Genomic DNA, 19,365 nt, shown 5'->3' on the forward strand with positions numbered 1-19,365 from the left:
GGCGGGAGCAATGGGGTGTGCGGAGCTGGTTGAGCAGGTGCGCGGGCAACTGGCGGCGCTCGGCTGGGACGATTACGACGCCTGGTGGCTGGCAGCGGGCACCGGCACCACCTTGGCGGGCTTGGCACTGGCGGAGGTCGGCGCGCACCCGGTGTACGGCGCCATGGCCGTGCCCGATGATCACGGTGTCGCCCAGAATGTCGACGCCATCGTGCGGGGGGGTTATGAGCTGTTGGACGCCAGCCGAGGGGGCTTTGCCAAGGTCGACCCGCTGCTGCTCGACTTCATCGACACCACCGAACGCGCCTGCGGCCTGCCGCTGGAGCCGCTCTACACCGGCAAGGCATTGTTGGCGTTGAAACAACAGATCGAAGCAGGACGCTTCAGCCCCGGCACCCGCCTGATTTTCGTCCACACCGGAGGCCTGCAAGGCCGCCGCGGCTTTGCAGCCTAGCGCAGATCCCCTGTGGGAGCGGGNNCTGCCTTCGCGAGCAAGCCCGCTCCCACCTGGCATCATTCTCAAGGCAGTGTTATCGCGCAGCACATAATGATGAAAGATACCCGCCAGAGCATGCAGGCCAATCAGCCAGTAGCCGATCTTGCCGAACAGCACATGCCAGCCTTCGATCTGCTTGGCCAGGGCTTTGTTCTCGGCGATGAGCGGCGGCAACTCCATGCCGTAGAACATCACCGAATGCCCTTCGGCGCTGACGATCAGCCAGCCGGCAATCGGCATGCCGATCATCAAGGCATACAGCGCGAAGTGCATCAGGGTGGCCAGCAGGCTCTGCCATGCCGGCGGTGCTGGTACGATCTTCGGCGCCACTCCCAGGCTGCGGGCGAACAGGCGCAGCCACACCAGCACAAACACGGTGAGGCCGAACATGAAGTGCATTTCAACGATCAACGTTCGCCCGCCACTGCCTTTGGGGAATTGGCCGCGTAACTCAATGCAGGCGTAGACCACCGCCAGCAGCACCACCATCAACCAGTGCAACGCGATCGACATGGTGCTGTAGCGTGTATCGGAGTTTTTCCACGGCATCGTTGGGTTCCTCACTCATCAGGGCAAACCTGTGGCGAGGGAGCTTGCTCCCGTCGGGCTGCGTAGCAGCCCCCTGTTCAGGGTCGCTTCGCGCCCCAGCGGGAGCAAGCTCCCTCGCCACAGGTACAGTTTCATCACAGGACAACATTGCGTTCTTGGATGACGCAGTGGTTTAACTGTATGCCGGTTTTGAGTGGTTTGCCTGGCGTGAATGCCGTTGTGTTGACCTCTATCAGTGGCTTTGCGGCATTTCACCGCGGGCCAGGCGCTTGTTGATATCGGTGATGACCGCCGGCAGGTCGTTGAGGGTGTCGATCAGGTAGTGCGGGCGCGAGCCCTCGAAGATCGCCTCGATGCGCTTGCGCTCGCGGGTCAGGGTGGCGGCATCCAGCGCGCGGAACTGCTCGTAGGTCAGGCCCAGGGCATTGCCGGAGCAGGTCAGGGCCACGGTCCACATGCCGGCGCGGCGGCCTTCGAGTATGCCTGGCACGGTATCGTCAACCTTGACGCACGCCGCCACATCGTCAATGCCCAGGGCAATCACGTTGGCCAGTGCCTGGGCCGGCCACGGGCGGCCGTTGGGTACTTCGTCGGTAGCCACCACATGGTCGGCGATGTAGCCGTTGGTGGCGGCCAGGGCGACGACTTTATCCATGACTTGCTTGGGGTAGCCGGAGCAGCTACCCACCTTGATGCCTTGCACGCGCAGGCGCGCAATGGTGTCCAGGGCGCCGGGGATCAGCGCCGAGTGCTCGGCAATTTTCTCGATCTGCAGCGGCATGAAGCGCTGGTAGATGGCGGTCACATCATCGTCGGTCGGCGTGCGGCCAAACGCCTTGCGATAGCGCTCGGCAACCTGGGGTTGGTCGCAGAGGGTGCGGATGTGGTCCCACTTGCCCATGCCCATCGGGCCACGGGCTTCTTCGATGGAGACCTGCACGTCGAACTCGGCAAACGCCTCGACAAAGATCTGGGTGGGCGCGAACGAGCCGAAGTCGACCACGGTGCCGGCCCAGTCAAGAATGACGGCCTGGAGGGTGTTGGGGTTCTGATAGTTCATACACAAATCCTGTGGGAGCTGGCTTGCCAGCGATGAACGAAAATGAGGTTTTACAGAGGGACCGCGTCGCCTGTGATCGCCGGCAAGCCGGCTCCTAAAGGTTCGAGCACATTCATGTCTTGCAGAGCCTGCGCTATCGCCGTCACGGCAGCCCGCATCCCGGCTGCATCCACATGCCCGATGCAGCCCACGCGGAAAGTTTCCACCTGGGTCAACTTGCCCGGGTAAAGGATGAAACCCTTGGCCTTGACCCGTTCGTAGAAGTCCTTGAACTGATAACGCGGGTCTTTGGGGGCGTGGAAGGTGACGATGATCGGCGCCTGGATCGCGCCCGGCAGGAAGCTGCGCAAACCCAGTGCGGTCATGCCGTCCAGCAATGCCTGGCAGTTGCCCGCGTAACGTTGGTGCCGCGCGGGCAGGCCGCCTTCTTCGTGGTATTGCAACAACGCTTCGTGCAGCGCCGCCACCACATGGGTCGGCGGGGTGAATCGCCATTGGCCGGTCTTGGCCATGTACGCGTGCTGGTCGAACAGGTCCATCGCCAGGGAGTGGCAATTGCCTTCGGCGGCGGCCAGTGCCTGCTTGTCGGCGAAGACAAAACCCATGCCCGGCACACCTTCCAGGCACTTGCCCGAGGCGGCGATCAAGGCGTCGAACGGCACGTGGCGGGCGTCGATGGTGAGTGCGCCGAAGGAACTCATGGCGTCGATGATCAAGCGCTTGCCGTGCTGTTTCACGACCTGGGCGATGTCCGGCAGTGGGTTGAGGATACCCGTGCTGGTTTCGCAGTGGATCAACGCGACGTGGGTGATGCTGGGGTCGGCGAGCAACAGGCGCTCGACGTCGGCGGCGGAGGTGGGTTCGTCTTCGGCGGTTTCAAAGGTGCTGAAGTCGCGGCCTAACACTTCGCAGATCTTCGCCAGGCGCTTGCCGTACGCGCCATTGACCAGCACCAGCACTTTGCCATTGCGTGGTACGAGGGTGCCGATGGCGGCTTCGACGGCGAAGGTGCCGCTGCCTTGCAACGGCACGCAGTGGTGGCTGGTCGCACCGTCGATGATTGCCAGCAATTGCTCGCAGACGCTGGCGGTGAGCTGATTGAAGCGCTCATCCCACGAACCCCAATCCATCATCATCGCCTGACGGGTGCGGTGGGAGGTGGTCAGGGGGCCGGGAGTCAGCAGGATCGGCGCAGCAGTGGTCATCTCAAGTCCTCGCAAAGCATCGGGGTTGAATCTACGGCGCCTAAATTGCAGTTTGGCTTGTTATCAATCAAATTGTTTGTTGTTATGCGAGCTATCAGTGAGGCCGATAGCTATGAACCTGTTCCAATTGCGTGCATTCGATGCCGTGGCCCGCGAGGGCAGCTTTACCCGTGCGGCGGCGCGGCTGTTTATCAGCCAGCCGGCGGTGACCGGGCATATCAAGGCCCTGGAGGAGTACTACCAGATCCCGTTGTTGCGCCGTACTGCCCGTCGCGTGGAGTTGACCGAGGAGGGCACGCGCCTGGCGGCTATCACCCGGGCGATCTTTGGGTTGGTGGACGAAGCGCAGGCGCTGCTGGAGGCCAATCGACAACTGCTCACCGGACGCCTGGAAGTGGCAGCCGATGGTCCGCACCTGGTGATGCCGATGATCGCCAGCCTGCGTGCGCGCTACCCCGGCATCACCGTCAACCTGCGCCTGGGCAACGCCCAGGAAACCCTGGCGGCGCTGTTGTCCGAGCATGCCGATGTGGCCGTGCTCACCGAAGTGGAACCGCGCACTGGCTTGCACCTGCAGCCGTTGAGCGAGTCGCGGATTTGCGCCCTGGTGCCGGCCGGGCACCCGTGGACGGCCGAGAAGGCGGGCATTCGCCTGGAGCAACTGAACGAGGTGATCATGGTGCTGCGTGAGCCCAGTTCCATCACTCGGCGCACCTTCGACAACGCCTGCCTGGCAGCCGCGGTGCAGCCCAAGGTGCTGCTGGAGCTGGACAGCCGTGAAGCGGTGACCGAAGCCGTCGCCGCCGAGCTGGGGGTGGGGGTGGTGTCGTCGATGGAAGTCAGCCAGGACCCGAGGGTGCGTGCGGTTGCGCTGCAGGGCGAGGGGCTGGTGAACCGGCACATGCTTGGCTGCATGGAGCGGCGCCGATCGCTGCGATTGATCCAAGCCTTTTTCGAGCTGGCGCCCTGACGGTTTTTGGTGGAACGATGGGTTTTTGCGCTATAAACTCTGCCCCCAAAGCGCCGGCCAGTAGACGTTTGGGCGCGATGGATAGAAGAGAGTGAGTCATGGGCGCACAGTGGAAAGTCAAACATAAAGAAGCGGCAGCCAATGCCAAGGGCAAGATCTTCGGCAAGCTGGTGAAAGAAATCACCATCGCCGCCCGCAACGGCGCCGACACCGCCACCAACGCCCACCTGCGTCTGGTAGTGGAGCAGGCCAAAAAGGCTTCGATGCCCAAGGAAACCCTGGACCGCGCCATCAAGAAAGGCGCCGGCCTGCTGGGTGAAACCGTGCAGTACCACCGCGTGACCTACGAAGGGTTCGCGCCGCACCAGGTGCCGCTGATCGTTGAGTGCGTGACCGACAACATCAACCGCACCGTGGCGGAAATCCGCGTGGCCTTCCGCAAGGGCCAGCTCGGCGCTTCCGGCTCCGTGGCCTGGGACTTCAACCATGTCGGCCTGATCGAAGCCTCGCCGGACACCCCGGACGCCGACCCGGAAATGGCTGCCATTGAAGCCGGCGCCCAGGATTTCGAAGACGGCGAAGAAGAGGGTTCCACCCTGTTCATCACCGAGACCACCGACCTGGATGCCGTGCAAAAAGCACTGCCGGAACAGGGCTTCACCGTGCTGTCGGCCAAGCTGGGGTATATCTCGAAGAACCCGGTGAGCGGCCTGACCGACGAGCAGATGGCTGAAGTTGAAGCCTTCCTGGAAGGCCTGGACAACCATGACGACGTGCAGGACATGTTTGTCGGCCTGGCGGGCTGATCTGTAGCTATGAATGTGATCTAAATGTGGGAGCGGGCTTGCTCGCGAAGGCGGTGTATCAGTCAATCATTGGGGCGACTGACACTCCGCCTTCGCGAGCAAGCCCGCTCCCACATTGGTTTAGGGGTGTTGTATAGAGACAAGGGTGGTTTCGATTTCGCTGAAGGCTGGTCGTGCGAGCACATCCGGCTGGCAGCAACGTTCCTGCAACGTGATCAGCGCTTGATCGACCGACCCCGTCTCGACCCGCTCCAACAATTCCCCCAGCAACACCCCGAATGCCCTGACCTCGATCCGCTGCAATGCGCGGGTTTCCTCGGTATCCGCCGTGGCATGGAACGACGCCGCGCCAAAATCCCCCAGCAGGCAATCGCCGGCTTCATTCCACAGGATGTTGTGGCCGTAGAGATCGCCGTGGGTGATGCCATGCCGGTGCAAGTGGGCCGCCACCGAAGCAATCCCCCGCGCCATGCGCAGCGCTACTTCGAGACTAAAGCGAGTACCCGGCTCATAAATGTCGCGGGTGCACGACGCCAGGCTCGGCAGGGCCGCGAGGTTGCGGTAGCTTGGGTCGATCAGGTCCATGACCAGTGCAGCCTGGCCCTCCGGATGGCCGACCACGCGGCCTTCGACCTTGATCAGGTTCGGGTGCAGCCCGGCCGCGATGCAGGCCTGCATTTCGTGCAACGGCGAGCCATCGCTGGTGATCGTGCCTTTGTACAGCTTGACCGCGACCGGCTTGGCGGCAGGCTTCCATAGCGCCTTGCGGATAATGCCCGAAGCGCCTTCGCCCAGCACCTCGGCCAGTTCCAGGTCCGACCAGGCAATATCCGGCGTCGCGTCATCGGCCGACACGTCCACCGCCATTTCCACCGGGTTGCCCGCGTAGGCCAGCCAGGTCAGGCTTGGCAGCGTCAACAGCCACTGTGGCAACTGGGTAAAGCGATTGGAGGCGATGCGCAGCAGTTCCAGGTTCTTGCAGTTGACCAGGCTCCGGGGCAGCGCCGTGAGCCGGTTGCCGGCCAGCATCAGTTTTTGCAGCAAGGGTCGCTCGCCCAGTTCGTCCGGCAGTTCGCTGATGTGGTTATCGGTGAGGATCAGCCAGCGCAACAACGGCGGCAACGCAGCGGCGGGCACGAGGCTGATCTGGTTAGCCTTGAAGCCGATCATGCTCAAGTTGGCGCACTGGCCCAGGCATTCCGGCAGTTCGGTAAAGGCGTTCTCCGAGCAGAACAGCACGCGCAGGTGCGTGAGGCGGTGCAGGTCGTCGGGCAGGCGGCTCAGGGCGTTGCCCGTGAGGTTGAGAATTTCCAGCGAGTCGGCCAGTTCGAAGATTTCCGGCGGGAATTCAGTCAGTCCGCAGGACAGGTCCAGGCGTTTGATGCCGGCCAACTGGCCGGCCTTGAGTTGGGCGAGGGTATTCATGAACGGCGCGATCACTCGGCAAGGGTGCGTAAATGGCGCTCATGATACCGGGTCGGGCGAGTGTTGCGGGCTCACCGATTGCAATTGGCCCAGGCGGCTGGCGGTGCGGGCCAGGTCGATGGCCTGGCCCTCCAGCGACTCTGCCAAGGGCTGCCGACCGATCAGGGTGAGGCGCTTGTCCTGATCGTAGAGCACGTCCACCAGGTTGATGAAACGCTGCTGCACAGCAATCGGGCTGTCGGCCAGGTGCGGCAGCCCGTCGATGATCCAGTGGTCGAAGTCCTGGCACAGCAGCAGGTAATCCATCACGGCAGTGAGCTGCTCGCACAGATCATTGAAGGTAAAAGCGAGGGTGCGCCCCTGGCGACTGCGGCAGGTCAACTGGCGGGTGCCGACGGGCAACGGTTGCGGCGGGCAATCGGCGGCGGGCAAGCCAAGGGCTTCGCGCTGCGCCAGGCTGCCGGGCCACACGTACTGGCCGCCGGTGAAGCGCTGCTGCGCGTGGGCCTGGGGCAGGCTGCGAAAGTCTTGTGGCGAGCTGACCTCCAACACCTCCATGCGCGCGGCGATCAGGTCGATTACCGGCTTGAACCGCTGGTGATACAGCGGGTTGGGCAACAACCCTTCGGGCGCGTAGTTGGAGGTCACCAGCACCAGCACGCGGCGCTGGAACAGCGCCTTGAACAAGCGGCTGATGAGCATGGCGTCGCCGATGTCGTGGACATGAAACTCGTCAAAGCACAGTACGCGACAGCCCGCCAGTAGCTCATCCAGGGTGACACCCAGGGCATCGTCATCGGCCTGATGCTTGAACATGCCCCGGTGCAATTGGGCGAAGAACGCGTGGAAGTGTACGCGTTGTTTTTCGGCAATCGGCAGGGCCTGGAAAAAACCGTCCAGCAGCCAGCTTTTGCCACGCCCCACCGGGCCGTGCAGGTACAGGCTGCGGGTGGGCTGGCCCGCAAGCAGGTGCCCGGTTTCGCGGGCCAGGGCGGCAATCGCCTGGGTCTGGCCCGCGCTGAGGGTATAGCCCTGTTGTGCGGCCTTGGCCTGGAAAAACGCCGGGATCGGCGACGCAGCCAGGGCTTCGGCGGGTTTGCCGAGCAGGCGCCGGATAAGGGAAAGCACGGCCAATACACGTCACTCTGTCTTTCGATGGTCACCCACTTTAGGGCGCCCGTCACGATTTGACCAATAGAGAAGGGTGCCACCACCTATCTCGAAAAGGCATGGCGCAACGCTGAATCCGCCGAGACTGGCAGTTTCCCTCTGAATGGCTAACCTCATACACAGCAGTCACCCCTGTATAAGGAATTGGGGCAGTGAAGGGACGAGCGGTATTGGCAGTCATGGGCGCGATGCTCTGCAGCACGGCTTCAGGTGCGCAGCTCCAGGTGGAGGTGCGGATCGACGTGCAGCGGGGTTGCCAGTTGGTGGGCACCACCCGCAGCGCTGGCATCGAGCAACTTGGCGTACTGGATTTTGGCAGCGGCCCGCGTCTGGATGACCCGGCCGGCCCCCTGAGTGCGGCCCTGATCAGCCAGCGGCAACCGCGCCTGGAATGCAACCCCGATACCCCTTACCAAGTCCGCGTCGACGGCGGCCTGCATGGCGGCACGGGCGAAGTGCGCTACCTCGCCGCCGCTACGCCATCGTCCAGCAAACCCATTCCCTACCGTCTTTACGCTGACGCCGCGCGGCGCATTCCGCTGCCGGTGAATGAGCCGCTCAGCGGTCGTGTGCCAGATACCGGGAGCGTTGACCTGCCGCTGTACGGGCGCATCGAGCCGCTCAAGGAAATTCCCGCCGTTGGTCGCTACAGCGACCTGCTCAAGGTGACCGTCACATGGTGAGTCGCAGCCTGGCCCTGGCGGCGTTCGGCGGCTTATTGCTGCTCGCCGATGACGCCTGGGCGGTGGTCGCCAGCGGGCAGATTCATGCGCGCCTGGTGATCACCGCCAGTTGCCAGGTCAGCAGCGTTGAAAGTGCGCCGGTGAGTCCTACAGGTGGCACAGCGCTCCTGGACTTCGGCAGCCAGGGGCCGACCTGGAACAACACCTTGGCGGCGGGCGTCACCGACGGCGACAAGGCGCCGCTGTCAGTGTCATGCAACCCTTCGGTGGTCAGCAGCTTTACCGTGACCATCGACGGCGGCGCCCACGGTGACGGCACCACGCGGCGTCTGAGCAACGGCACCCAGACCATACCGTATCGACTTTCGGCCGATCCGTTGGGACACAGCACCTACAACATCGGCCAGCAGCGAAATTTCGTCGTGACCCGGGGCGCGCAGATACCCATTCCGGTATTCGGCTCGGTGGTGGCGAATACCAGGGCCTTACCGGCCGGCATCTACACAGACACCCTGACGGTGACTCTGGATTGGTAAACCATGAGGATGGATATCATGCATGTACTCGTATCGCGTTTAGGCGTTTGTGCGCTGGGCCTGGCAATGGCCTCCAGCCTCAATGCGGCCACCACCGTGACCGGCCAGATCACCTCCAGCCTGACGCTGATCGCCAGTTGCCAGGTCAACGGTTCTGGCGCGGCCAGCGGGTTGAACTTCGGTAGCCTCAACTTCGGTACTACCAACAGCCTGTTCACCAATGCCGACGCCCAGTTGCTGGGCGGTACCGGTACGGGCGGAGCGTTGTCGGTGCTGTGCTCGGCGGGGACTGCGCCGACCATCAAAGTGCGTGCGGGGGCCCATGACAATGCCTCCGCCGGCGGTACTCGGGCGCTGGCCGATGGTCTCGGCAACTTTGTGCCCTATGACTTCTACACCGACAGCGGGCATTCCTCGCTGCTGGCCATCGATGGCGTGATCGCCCTCGCCACCAGCACCGGCGTGGCGCAAACCGTGAATCTCTACGGTCGTGCGGTGGGCAAGGCGGGGCTGCCGGCGGGCACCTACACCGACACCGTGGCCGTGGAACTGACGTTCTAGCGTCATGACCCGGTCAGGGTGGGTGAGGGCGTTGCTGGTGTGCGGGCTGGTGGTGCCACTGCCGTTGTCGGCGGTGACCAGCCAGAGCTTCCAGGTGAGCGCCACTGTCACCCCCGGCTGCCTGGTGGTGGGGGGCGGCTCCAACTATGGGGCGCTGACCTATGGCAGTTATTCGGCGCTATCCACCAGTACGGTGAGCGCCGCCCTGATCGGTGGTGTGACCCTGCAATGCACGCCGGGGGTGACGCTGAGCATGAGCGTCAACGGCGGCCTGCACAGCAACACCGGGCGCAATTTGCAGCTCAATACCGGCACTGCACGGGTGGCGTATCAGTTGTTTCAGGATGCAGCGTTCAGTCAAAGCCTGGGGATCAGTCAGAGCGTCAACGTGACCTACAGCGATGCAAACAACATCAGCCTGCCGATCTACGGGCGGGTGCAGTTACCGGGCAACCAGCCTGGGGGGACGTACAGCGACACGTTGCAGGTGCAATTGTCGTGGTAGGGCTATGGGTATGAGGAGTGGTTTTATGTGTTCACCTTCCCGGCGGTTGTGGGCCGCGGGTTTTGCTGTGTTGGCGGGGGCATTGAGCAATGTGGTGGCGGTGCAGGCGGCCAGTTCGGTGCTGATCTGGCCGATCGACCCGGTGCTGGAGGCCGACCAGCAGGCCAGTGCGTTGTGGCTGGAAAACCGTGGCACCGAGACGGCCAACTTGCAGATTCGTGTATTCGCCTGGAGCCAGAACGGCTTCGACGAGCAATACCAGAACCAGCGCGACGTAATAGGCAGCCCGCCGGTGGCGAAGATCGAGCCGGGGCAGAAACAGCTGGTGCGCCTGACGCGCACCCGTGAAGTGCCACCCGGGCAAGAGCTGGCCTACCGCATCATCATCGATGAAATCCCTTCGCCCTTGCAGGTGCCGACCCCACCGGAAGGCAAGAACACGGCGGCGGCGATTCGCTTCCAGATGCGCTATTCGGTGCCGTTGTTTGCGTATGGCGCGGGTCTGTGGAGCAAGGAAGACGCCACGCGCCAGCGCGATCCCAAGGGCGCCGGCAAACCGGATCTGAGCTGGCGCAAGGTCTCGGTTGCCGGGCGCAGTTACATCGAAGTTCGCAACCAGGGCGCCGTGCATGCGCGACTCACCGACGCGTCGTTCAAACAAGGCGGTCAGACACGACCTGTGGCGGACGGCCTGCTGGGCTATGTGCTGCCGGGCGCGACGATGCGCTGGCCGGTGCCGGAGGCGGTGTCAGCCGACCAGCCGTTGCAGGTGCGGATCAATGGCGCGGCACAGGTGGAGGCCCTGGCGCCGGCGCGATAACGGAGTAGGCAGCGGGACGGGGTAAACCCGGGTTCAACAGGATGGAGATGTCCATTGAAGGACACAACGCCATGTGTGAGTCGTGGTCGGGCTCGTTGTATGTGGCCGTCGGTGGCAGTGGTGAGCGGGCTGTGGAGCGCGATGTTGGCGCTTCCGGGGGTGGCTGGAGACCTGCCGCCGCCCCCGAGCAGTATGGAGGCTGTCGCCGATGCACAGCTGTTTCTGGAACTGGTGGTCAACCAGATGGACACCGGCCGCGTCATCGCGGTCGATCAACGGGCGGGCGAGCTGTATGTGCCCGTCAGCGCGCTGCAGGACGTCGGCATGAAACTGCCCGGTGATCCCACCGGCAGCATCGCTCTGGACAAGCTGCCCGGCCTGCACAGTGACTACGACAGCAACGGCCAACGCCTGTTGCTGGATGTGCCGCCGTCGTGGTTGCAGGAACAGTTCATCGGCAACCGCAACACCTACCCGCGCACTCAGGCCATGAGCAGCTTCGGTGCCTTGCTCAACTATGACCTGTACTTCAACGACACCGACGAAGGTGGCAGCTACCTGGCCGGCTGGAACGAAGTACGGCTGTTCGACACGTGGGGCACGTTGTCCAACACCGGGCAATACCGTCAGACCCTGTCGGGCAATGTGAGCAACAGCACCCTCGACAACGGCTATCGCCGTTATGACACGACGTGGCGTTTCTCCGATGACGAACGGATGCTCACTTACGAGGCTGGCGACGTGATCAGCGGGTCGCTGCCCTGGAGCAGTTCGGTACGTCTGGGTGGGGTGCAGTTCTCGCGGGATTTCGCGGTGCGACCGGACCTGGTGACGTATCCGTTGCCGCAGTTTGCCGGCGAGGCGGCGGTGCCCTCGTCGGTGGACCTGTTTATCAATGGCTACAAATCCGAGAGCGCCTTGTTGCAGCCGGGGCCGTACACCCTCACTAACGTGCCCTTTATCAACGGTGCCGGCGAGGCGGTGGTGGTCACTACGGACGCCTTGGGGCGCCAGGTGTCGACCACGGTGCCGTTCTATGTCACCAGCACTTTGCTGCAAAAGGGGCTGACGGATTTTTCTGTGGCGGCCGGGACCTTGCGCCGCGATTACACCGTACGGGATTTCGCCTATGGGCCGGGCGTGGCCAGTGGCACCTTTCGCTATGGCTACTCCGACAACCTGACCCTGGAAAGCCACGCCGAAGCGTCAAGTGACCTGACCCTCGGTGGCCTGGGCGGCAATCTGCGTCTGGGCAACTTCGGCATCCTCAATACAGCCCTCAGTCAAAGCCAGTTCGACGGTCGCAATGGCCAGCAACTGAGCCTGGGTTATCAGTACAACAGCACGCGCTACAGCCTGTCGTACCAGCGCGTGGAGCGGCACAACGAATACGCTGACCTGACCCTGGTGGACACCCCTTACGCGAGCCTCAGCAAGCGCAGCGAACAGGTTACGCTCAGCCTCAATCTGGAGCGTTTCGGCAGCCTGGGTGTGGGCTATTTCGACGTGCAGGCCGCGGACGATTCGCGCACGCGTCTGCTCAACTTGAGCTGGAGCAAGCCGCTGTGGCGCAATACCAGTTTTTACCTGTCGGCCAACCGTGAGGTCGGCGACAGCAACTGGGCCGTGCAGGCACAACTGGTGATCCCGTTCGACCTCAATGGCAGCCTGGCCCTGAGCAGCGAACGCAGCAAGGACGGTGCCAGTCGCCAGCGCATCAACTACAGCAGCTCGGTGCCCAGCGAAGGCGGGGTGGGTTACAACCTCGGCTACGCCCAGGGCGACGGGCCGACCTATCGCCAGGCCGACCTGACCTGGCGCTTGCAGTCGGTGCAGTTGCAGGCCGGTGTATACGGCAGCAGTGATGCCGAGACGCGCTGGGCGGATGCCAGCGGTTCGTTGGTGTGGATGGGCGGCGATACCTTCGCTGCCAACCGCATCAACGATGCCTTTGTGGTGGTGAGCACCCAGGGTTTCGCCGGGATTCCGGTGCGCTACGAGAATCAGTTGGTGGGCCAGACCGACCGTAACGGGCACCTGCTGGTGCCCTGGAGCAGCGCTTACTACCGTGCCAAATATGAGATTGACCCGCTCAACCTGCCACCGAATATCCAGAGCCCGAACGTGGAACAGCGGGTGTCGGTGCGCCGGGGCAGCGGTTACCTGCTGGAGTTTCCGCTGCGTCGGGTGATCGCCGCGAGCATCACCCTGGTGGACGGCCAGCACCAGGAATTGCCCTTGGGCAGCCTGGTGGTGCACGAGCAAAGCAACACCCAGGCGGTGGTGGGCTGGGAGGGTCTGGTCTACCTGGAAAACCTGGCGACCCACAACACGTTGCAGGTCACGATGGTGGGCGGGCGTACCTGCCAGGCGACCTTCGAGATGGACGTGCAACAACCGGACGTGCCCCTGATCGGGCCGTTGGTGTGCCAATGAGCGACTGAACAAGGAGCGGGCGAGTGAGGGGCAAGGGATGGCTTTACAGCGTGTTGGCGAGCGCCAGCCTTGGGGTGTCGGGGCAGGCGATGGCACTGTGTTCGGTGGTGGCGACGACACCGGCCAGCTTTGGCTCGGTCAGTTCGATCAACGTGCGCACGGCCTCGCAAGGCAGTTCGACCCAGAACGCCGGCTTGAGCTGCGGGGCGTCGCTGATCGCGTTGGGCACCAGCGATCACTTCTACCTGACCATCAGCTCGCTGACGGGTGGCCTGGTCGGCCCCACCGGTGATGTGATCGGCTATACGGTCTACGGCAACAACACCACCAACTTTCCGATCAATCGTAACAGCCAGTTCGACTTCGGCCCCAATGGCCTGGCTACCGCTGCCGGGCTGTTGAGCGGGCCGGGCAACAAGACCATGCCGCTGTACTTCGCCAGCATCACGGGCAGCAACGTGGCGGCGGGGGTCTACACCGAAGTGCTGAACCTGGCCTGGAGCTGGGATTACTGCATCGGCCTGGGGGTAGGGTCCTTGTGTGTGCTGCGTGACAGAAACCTTACGCCCCAGACCCGCACGCTGACGGTGAGCATGACCGTCACCAACGACTGCCAGATCACCGCGCCCAACATCAGCTTTGGCAGCGCACCGGTGATCAGCGCCTTTACCCCGGTCACTGGCCAGACCATCAGCATCTCCTGCACCAAGGGCAGTGCCTACAGTGTAGGTTTGAGCGATGGCCAGAACGCGGTCAGCGTGGGCGGGCGCCGGCGGATGATTTCGGGCAGCAACTACCTGGCTTACGACATCTTCAAGAGCGCCGGCACCACGCGCTGGGGCAGTGTCGGCGCTGCACGGCGAGACAGCTCCACCGCCGAGGTCAACCCGGGCAACGGCCTAGGCACCGGTAGCCAGGTGTTCAACTACAACGCCAAGATCTACACCGACCAGGCCACGCCGCCGGGCGGTACCTACCTCGACAACGTGGTGCTCGACGTGGGGTTCTAGAACTTGATCGTCTGCTTGATCAGCCGCGCGGTCGGCTCGTCATTGGGGCTGACCATCGCGTAGTTGTAGCCGGCGCCGGACCAGTATTCGGCCTGCAACCCGTCGGCGCTGCGGCTGCCCCGGGGCAGGAAGTTATTTTCCGGACCTGGTGGGCGGATGTAGAAACTGATCTTGTGGCCTTCACGGTTTTCATACATCACCATCGCCGCCGCCCCGGATTCGGTGGTCAGCAGGCGCCCGCTGACCGGCGTGAAACCGGAGGCGCTGAGGTCGGGAAGGCGGTGGGCCTGGTTGAAGTAACGGTCGAGCCAGGCCTGCATGTTGCAGCTGCCCTGGGTGTTGTAGTCGGCGGGCAGGATGCCGTCCTGAGCAAACAGGCGAAATGCCTGCATCGCATCGGCCATTGGCAGCATCGGCGGTTGAGTGACCTCGCGGGCATGCCAGCCGCCAATGCCGCCGAGGCTGACGGCGATCAGCAACACGGCGGCCGTTGCCAGGTGGCGGCGGGACTGGTGCCGGATACGCTGGCGAATCAGCGCAGGGTCCAGCTCAGGGTTGGCCGGTTGCTGCAAGGCACCGCTCAATGACGCGCGCAACAATTGCGCATCCTGTTGCCAGGCCTGGACCTGGGCGGCGACGTCGGGGTGGGCGGCCAGGTAGGTTTCGAGCACACGGCGATCACTCTCCAGCAGTTGGTGGTCGACGTAGGCATGCAAATCGCGTTCGCTGGGGGGCAGGCTGATCATTTGAGTATCCGCAGGGAAGGGCTGGCTATTTCGCCATCACTGAGTTGACGCAAGGCTTGGCGCGCCCGGGACAGGCGCGACATCACGGTGCCGATGGGCACGTCGAGGATCTCGGCCACCTCCTTGTAGCTCAAGCCTTCGACCGACACCCACAGCAGCAAGGCGCGCTGTTCGGTGTTGAGCTGGTCGAAGGCTTGCAGGGTCGATTGGGCCATCACCGTGCGTTCGACCGACGGTTGCGCGTCATCGCGGCCAGTGAAGAATTCGAGCATGCGCGCATAGCGCCGGCTGCGACGGTGCGCATCAAGGAACTGGCGGTAGAGAATCGAGAACAGCCAGGCGCGCAGGTCGCCTTCGAGGCGTTTGTCGGCCCAGCGGATGATCGCCCGTTCCAGGGTCGATTGCACCAGGTCGTCAGCGCTGCTGGTGTTACGGGTCAGGGACACGGCAAAACGCCGCAACCTGGGGATGAGTTCACGTAACTGTTCGTCGAGTTCATGCATGGTCGGCTGGCTGATCACTACGCTGGGACTGGAGAGACGTCCGGCGTTGAAGGTTATTCCCCGCTCCTAAAAATAAATCCGGGGCCAGGGAATAGAGCAGATCGGCGTTCGTCTTAATGCTCCGACCTTATGTTCCACCCCTAAGGCCTTTGGCCCTGGAGTTTCTTCATGGTAGATCACTCATCACCGCCTCGTCCTCCGTTGAGCACGGCGAGCCTGATCGCACGGCTCATCGGTATCGGCGCCGTGGTTGCGGTTGTTGCCGGGGCATTTGCCTACGTCAACGGCACACTTGACCCACAGCGCCTGCGGCCCAAGACCCTGGTCAATGCCCTGGAAACCAATAACGGTATCCACCCGGGCTTCCGGCGCAACCATGCCAAGGGTGTGTGTGTGGCAGGTTACTTCGAGAGCAGCCCAGAGGCGCGTGCGTACTCCAGCGCCCAGGTGTTCAGCGAGGCCAAGACCCCGGTGATCGGTCGGTTTGCCTTGCCCAGTGGTAACCCTTATGCACCGGACAGCAGCGTGCCGATCCGCAGCTTTGCGTTGCAATTCAGCCAGGCTAACGGCCAGCAGTGGCGGACCGGGATGAACAGCATGCCGGTGTTCCCGGTGGGCACGCCGCAGGCGTTCTACCAGATGCTGCAAGCGGGCGCGCCCGACCCGGCCACCGGCAAGCCGAACCCGGCGAACATGCCGGCGTTCTTTGCCGCGCACCCTGAGACCGCGCCGTTTTTGGCGTGGGTCAAGACGGCCAAGCCGTCCGCCAGCTATGCAACGGAAACCTATAACGGGATCAACGCGTTTTTCCTGGTGGGCGCCGATGGCAAGCGCCAGGCGGTACGTTGGGGCGTCGTGCCCCAGAGCCTGGACGCGCCGGGTGATGTAGCACCGGCGGGCAGCGACTTCCTGGAAAAAGACCTGGTGCAGCGCCTGGCCTCGGGGCCGTTGCGCTGGCAGTTGAACATGACGCTGGCCAACCCTGGCGACCCACTGGACGATGCCAGCAAAGCCTGGAGCGGCGAACACAAGGTGTTGAACGCCGGCACCCTGGTACTGCAGAGCAGCCAACCCCAAGCGGACGGCGATTGCCGTGATATCAACTTTGATCCACTGGTTTTGCCCAGTGGCATCGAAGCCTCCAACGACCCGCTGCTGGCCGCACGCTCGGCGGCGTATGCCAGCTCGTACGTGCGCCGCGCCGGTGAAGTCAGCCCCTTGCACAGTGCCCCTCAGGAGTCGAAACCATGAATGGTCAACCGCGGTTTTTCGCCCCTCTGGCGCGCCTGCTGCATTGGCTGATGGCGTTGATGATCATCGCGATGTTGTTTATCGGCGCGGGCATGGTGGCATCGGTGTCGGAGCGCCATGAGTGGCTGATCCACCTGCACAAACCGCTGGGGATCGCGATCCTGGCTCTGGTGATCGTGCGGTTGGTGGTGCGCTTTTCGACGCGTCAGCCGCCGTTGCCGACGGACTTGCCCCTGTGGCAAGTGCTGGCAGCCAAGGCGTCCCACTTAGTGCTGTATGCGTTGATGCTGGTGTTGCCGGTTCTGGGCTGGGCGATGATCTCGGCGGCGGGCGACCCAGTGATGCTCAGCAGTTCGGTGCAATTGCCTGCGTTGGTGGGGGCCAATGCGCCGTTGTTTGCGGTGTTGCGCAAGGCTCATGGCTTTCTCGCCTACCTGTTGTTCCTGACGGTGTTGTTGCACCTGGCGGCGGCGTTGTTCCACGGGCTGATTCGACGCGACGGTGTGTTGCAAAGCATGACCGGCAGCAAACGCTGACCGTGTAGGCGCCGGCTTGCCGGCGATGGCGTCCTTGAAATTTCTGCCGTTATCAAGGACCGCATCGCCGGCAAGCCGGCTCCTACAAGGGGTTAGCGCAGGGTGGTCACGATGTCGGCGACGGTGCTCAATACGTCCTTGCCCAACTGCTTGGATCGTTCACCGGACCAGCCGGTTTTCGGGTTGGGAGCGTCGTCGTTGTCCTTGAAGGGCATTTCCAGGGTCAGGGACAGGCAGTCGTACTTCTCGCCAACGGCGTTGCAGGCCAGGGTCATGTTGGCTTCACCCGGCAGGTCGCGGGTGTAGCCGTGGGTGGTCTGGAAGTCGCGGGTGAGGGCGCTCAAGTGGCTGCGAAAGTGTTTTTCCAGCGCCTCGATGCGCGGGGTGTAGCCGGGGTTGCCTTCGCAGCCTGCGGTGAAGACGTAGGGGATTTCTTCGTCACCGTGGATATCGAGGAAAAGGTCCACGCCGTACTTGTCCATTTGCTCCTGGGCGAACAGCACTTCCGGGCTGATTGCCTGGCTGGCGCTCTGCCAGGCGCGGTTGAGGTCCTGGCCCATGGCGTTGGTGCGCAAGTGGCCGTGGAAGGCGCCGTCCGGGTTCATGTTGGGAATCAGGTACAGGTCGGCCACGGACAGGAGTTTTTTCAGCTCGGCGTCACCGTCCTGTTGCAGGCGCTCGATGATGCCTTCCATGAACCACTCGGCCATGTGCTCGCCGGGGTGTTGCTGGGCGATGATCCACACGTTACGGCGGCCTTCGCCGCCTTTGCCTCGGCGCAGCAGTGGGATGTCACGGCCTTCGGCACTTTTGCCGGTGGCCAGCAACTGGGAGCCAGCACGGTTCAGGGCCTGCTCGATCAGCCAGTCATGACGCTCGCGGCTGTAGGGCTCGAAGTAGGCGAACCAGGCACGCTTTTCACGGGTTTCCAGGCTGATGTGCAGGGTCTCGCCATCAAAGCGCGTGGGCACACGGAACCAATTGATGTGGTCGTAGGACGCCACTGCGTTGTAGCCACTCCACGCGTGCTTATAGGAAGACTGGCCCGCATTGCTCAAGCGGAAGGTGTGGGTGTGGCCCACGTGCATGCCTTCTGCCTTGAAGTGGAACCATTGGAAATGCGGGCTGCGGGTGTCAGGTTTGATCGCCAGCAGCAATTGATAGGCGTCGCTGGCATCCAGGACCTGGATGTTGCCGCTGTCAAAGTCGGTGCTGATCTTGATGGAGGTCAAGGCCACGGTCATGGTCGGTTCGCCTGGGTAGCTGTGTTGTGGCAGATATCTTACACAGGAGTCAGGCGAAATCTTGATGCAAAATTGTTGCACGGGGGAGGGGGGCGTCGTCCTTGACGCGACAGCAGCTTAGAATCTATGAGATTGATTCTCAAGCGCTATTTCTTAAAGATCCGGGCTAGAGCGCTCGTTCGGCTTTCTTTTGGCGATGGTCTTTTGCTACCATGCGCGCCATCAAGCAACACACAGTCTTCATTAGCCTGAAGCCACGCCAGGGAAACTGGCAAAAAAAAGACCCGGCCAAAGAGCCGGGTCAAAAACCGTGATTAGCCTGATGAGGAGATATTCCAAGAGTCCGACCTAAGGTCCCTTGGTCTATCGACTGATCTCGCGATCAGCTGCGTCCAATAATAATCATTATCATTTGCAAGTCAAATGTTTTTATCCGTGGGATAGAAATATTTTTCTTTCGCGCCCGTTACACGTTTGCCGGTGCCTGCTGCGCCTGCAACGACCGCTCCACCATCGCCTTCGCCATATCGATCAAGTACACCACTGAAAATGCCAGGTCGCGTTGATTGCCGTGATGGTTGCTCGCGGACTCATAGGCCGTGGCCGCTGCACTGCGCAGCAGGTCGGAGGCATGCACCAAGGCTTCCTCCTGACTGATGCCGGGCTTGATGGCAAACAAGGTGTCGTCTGGTATGGGCGCCGACATGTCTTCTTTCAGGTAATAGTCCAGTGCGCGTTGGGCGGCACCGCTGTTGCGCATGTCGTGCAACTCATCGTTTCCAGCGGTTTCAGGCAATAGGTACGGGCTTGTCGTCATAAGGATCGGTACTCCGGTGGGGTGTCGAAAACCATA

General features: G+C 62.8%; 19 protein-coding genes and 2 pseudogenes. 12 read left to right on the forward strand and 9 right to left on the reverse strand.

What is annotated here, in order from left to right; genetic code table 11:
* Positions 1-454: pseudogene (locus tag HX803_RS32625) on the forward strand (1-aminocyclopropane-1-carboxylate deaminase); the annotation flags it as partial.
* Between the two features lie 51 nt (positions 455-505).
* Here the strand turns inward: HX803_RS32625 and HX803_RS02820 are convergent.
* From HX803_RS02820 to HX803_RS02830, 3 genes and pseudogenes are all read right to left on the reverse strand, one after another.
* A pseudogene (locus HX803_RS02820) lies at positions 506-1,045 on the reverse strand (cytochrome b); the annotation flags it as partial.
* A gap of 232 nt (positions 1,046-1,277) precedes the next feature.
* A complete protein-coding gene (gene phnX, locus HX803_RS02825) occupies positions 1,278-2,105 on the reverse strand; it encodes a phosphonoacetaldehyde hydrolase (protein WP_178918836.1) in 828 nt (275 codons plus the stop codon).
* A 50-nt stretch (positions 2,106-2,155) separates the two neighbouring features.
* Positions 2,156-3,310 (reverse strand): 2-aminoethylphosphonate--pyruvate transaminase, encoded by a 1,155-nt coding sequence (locus tag HX803_RS02830; RefSeq protein ID WP_178918837.1) that lies wholly within the window; start codon positions 3,308-3,310, stop codon positions 2,156-2,158.
* A 112-nt stretch (positions 3,311-3,422) separates the two neighbouring features.
* Between HX803_RS02830 and HX803_RS02835 the strand changes: the two genes are divergently transcribed.
* The gene (locus HX803_RS02835; protein WP_178918838.1) at positions 3,423-4,280 is read left to right on the forward strand and encodes a LysR substrate-binding domain-containing protein; all 858 of its coding nucleotides are present in this window, start codon (positions 3,423-3,425) and stop codon (positions 4,278-4,280) included.
* 98 nt (positions 4,281-4,378) lie between these two features.
* Complete coding sequence (locus HX803_RS02840; RefSeq protein ID WP_016974084.1) at positions 4,379-5,086, forward strand: YebC/PmpR family DNA-binding transcriptional regulator; 708 nt, start codon at positions 4,379-4,381, stop codon at positions 5,084-5,086.
* A 120-nt stretch (positions 5,087-5,206) separates the two neighbouring features.
* Here HX803_RS02840 and HX803_RS02845 read toward each other — a convergent pair whose 3' ends face one another.
* The gene (locus HX803_RS02845) at positions 5,207-6,511 is read right to left on the reverse strand and encodes a protein kinase (protein WP_178918839.1); all 1,305 of its coding nucleotides are present in this window, start codon (positions 6,509-6,511) and stop codon (positions 5,207-5,209) included.
* 39 nt (positions 6,512-6,550) lie between these two features.
* A complete protein-coding gene (gene zapE, locus HX803_RS02850; protein WP_178918840.1) occupies positions 6,551-7,645 on the reverse strand; it encodes a cell division protein ZapE in 1,095 nt (364 codons plus the stop codon).
* Positions 7,646-7,869: 224 nt separating this feature from the next.
* Between zapE and HX803_RS02855 the strand changes: the two genes are divergently transcribed.
* From HX803_RS02855 to HX803_RS02885, 7 genes are all read left to right on the forward strand, one after another.
* Positions 7,870-8,364 (forward strand): spore coat U domain-containing protein, encoded by a 495-nt coding sequence (locus HX803_RS02855; protein ID WP_178918905.1) that lies wholly within the window; start codon positions 7,870-7,872, stop codon positions 8,362-8,364.
* Complete coding sequence (locus tag HX803_RS02860; protein WP_178918841.1) at positions 8,358-8,900, forward strand: spore coat protein U domain-containing protein; 543 nt, start codon at positions 8,358-8,360, stop codon at positions 8,898-8,900. The genes HX803_RS02855 and HX803_RS02860 overlap by 7 nt, the downstream gene beginning before the upstream one ends.
* A gap of 18 nt (positions 8,901-8,918) precedes the next feature.
* Entirely contained in the window at positions 8,919-9,461 is a 543-nt protein-coding gene (locus tag HX803_RS02865; protein ID WP_178918842.1) for a spore coat U domain-containing protein, read from the forward strand.
* A 4-nt stretch (positions 9,462-9,465) separates the two neighbouring features.
* Entirely contained in the window at positions 9,466-9,966 is a 501-nt protein-coding gene (locus HX803_RS02870) for a spore coat U domain-containing protein (RefSeq protein WP_178918843.1), read from the forward strand.
* A 25-nt stretch (positions 9,967-9,991) separates the two neighbouring features.
* The gene (locus HX803_RS02875) at positions 9,992-10,786 is read left to right on the forward strand and encodes a molecular chaperone (protein ID WP_178918844.1); all 795 of its coding nucleotides are present in this window, start codon (positions 9,992-9,994) and stop codon (positions 10,784-10,786) included.
* A 99-nt stretch (positions 10,787-10,885) separates the two neighbouring features.
* Entirely contained in the window at positions 10,886-13,222 is a 2,337-nt protein-coding gene (locus tag HX803_RS02880) for a fimbria/pilus outer membrane usher protein (protein WP_178918845.1), read from the forward strand.
* A 23-nt stretch (positions 13,223-13,245) separates the two neighbouring features.
* Complete coding sequence (locus tag HX803_RS02885; protein ID WP_178918846.1) at positions 13,246-14,232, forward strand: spore coat U domain-containing protein; 987 nt, start codon at positions 13,246-13,248, stop codon at positions 14,230-14,232.
* Here HX803_RS02885 and HX803_RS02890 read toward each other — a convergent pair.
* Positions 14,229-14,978, reverse strand: coding sequence for an anti-sigma factor (locus tag HX803_RS02890; protein ID WP_178918847.1), 750 nt, complete (start codon positions 14,976-14,978; stop codon positions 14,229-14,231). The genes HX803_RS02885 and HX803_RS02890 overlap by 4 nt on opposite strands.
* Complete coding sequence (locus tag HX803_RS02895) at positions 14,975-15,481, reverse strand: sigma-70 family RNA polymerase sigma factor (protein WP_178918848.1); 507 nt, start codon at positions 15,479-15,481, stop codon at positions 14,975-14,977. Before HX803_RS02895 ends, HX803_RS02890 begins: the two co-directional genes overlap by 4 nt.
* A 168-nt stretch (positions 15,482-15,649) precedes the next feature.
* On the opposite strand from HX803_RS02895, the gene HX803_RS02900 reads away from it, so the two are divergent.
* Together HX803_RS02900 and HX803_RS02905 are read left to right on the forward strand one after the other, a co-directional pair.
* A complete protein-coding gene (locus HX803_RS02900; RefSeq protein ID WP_178918849.1) occupies positions 15,650-16,732 on the forward strand; it encodes a catalase family peroxidase in 1,083 nt (360 codons plus the stop codon).
* Positions 16,729-17,268 carry a cytochrome b gene (locus HX803_RS02905; RefSeq protein ID WP_178918850.1) on the forward strand — a complete coding sequence of 180 codons (540 nt, stop codon included), beginning with the start codon at positions 16,729-16,731 and terminating at the stop codon, positions 17,266-17,268. Before HX803_RS02900 ends, HX803_RS02905 begins: the two co-directional genes overlap by 4 nt.
* Before the next feature lie 92 nt (positions 17,269-17,360).
* On the opposite strand, the gene HX803_RS02910 is transcribed toward HX803_RS02905, so the two are convergent.
* Both HX803_RS02910 and HX803_RS02915 read right to left on the reverse strand, forming a co-directional pair.
* Positions 17,361-18,512 carry a carboxypeptidase family protein gene (locus HX803_RS02910; RefSeq protein WP_178918851.1) on the reverse strand — a complete coding sequence of 384 codons (1,152 nt, stop codon included), beginning with the start codon at positions 18,510-18,512 and terminating at the stop codon, positions 17,361-17,363.
* Positions 18,513-18,978: 466 nt separating this feature from the next.
* Positions 18,979-19,329: a DUF6124 family protein gene (locus HX803_RS02915; RefSeq protein WP_178918852.1), complete on the reverse strand. Its 351-nt coding sequence runs from the start codon at positions 19,327-19,329 to the stop codon at positions 18,979-18,981.
* Positions 19,330-19,365 lie beyond the last annotated feature (36 nt).

Origin of the sequence: Pseudomonas sp. P7548 (assembly GCF_013386585.1) — a bacterium.
Lineage (GTDB): Bacteria > Pseudomonadota > Gammaproteobacteria > Pseudomonadales > Pseudomonadaceae > Aquipseudomonas.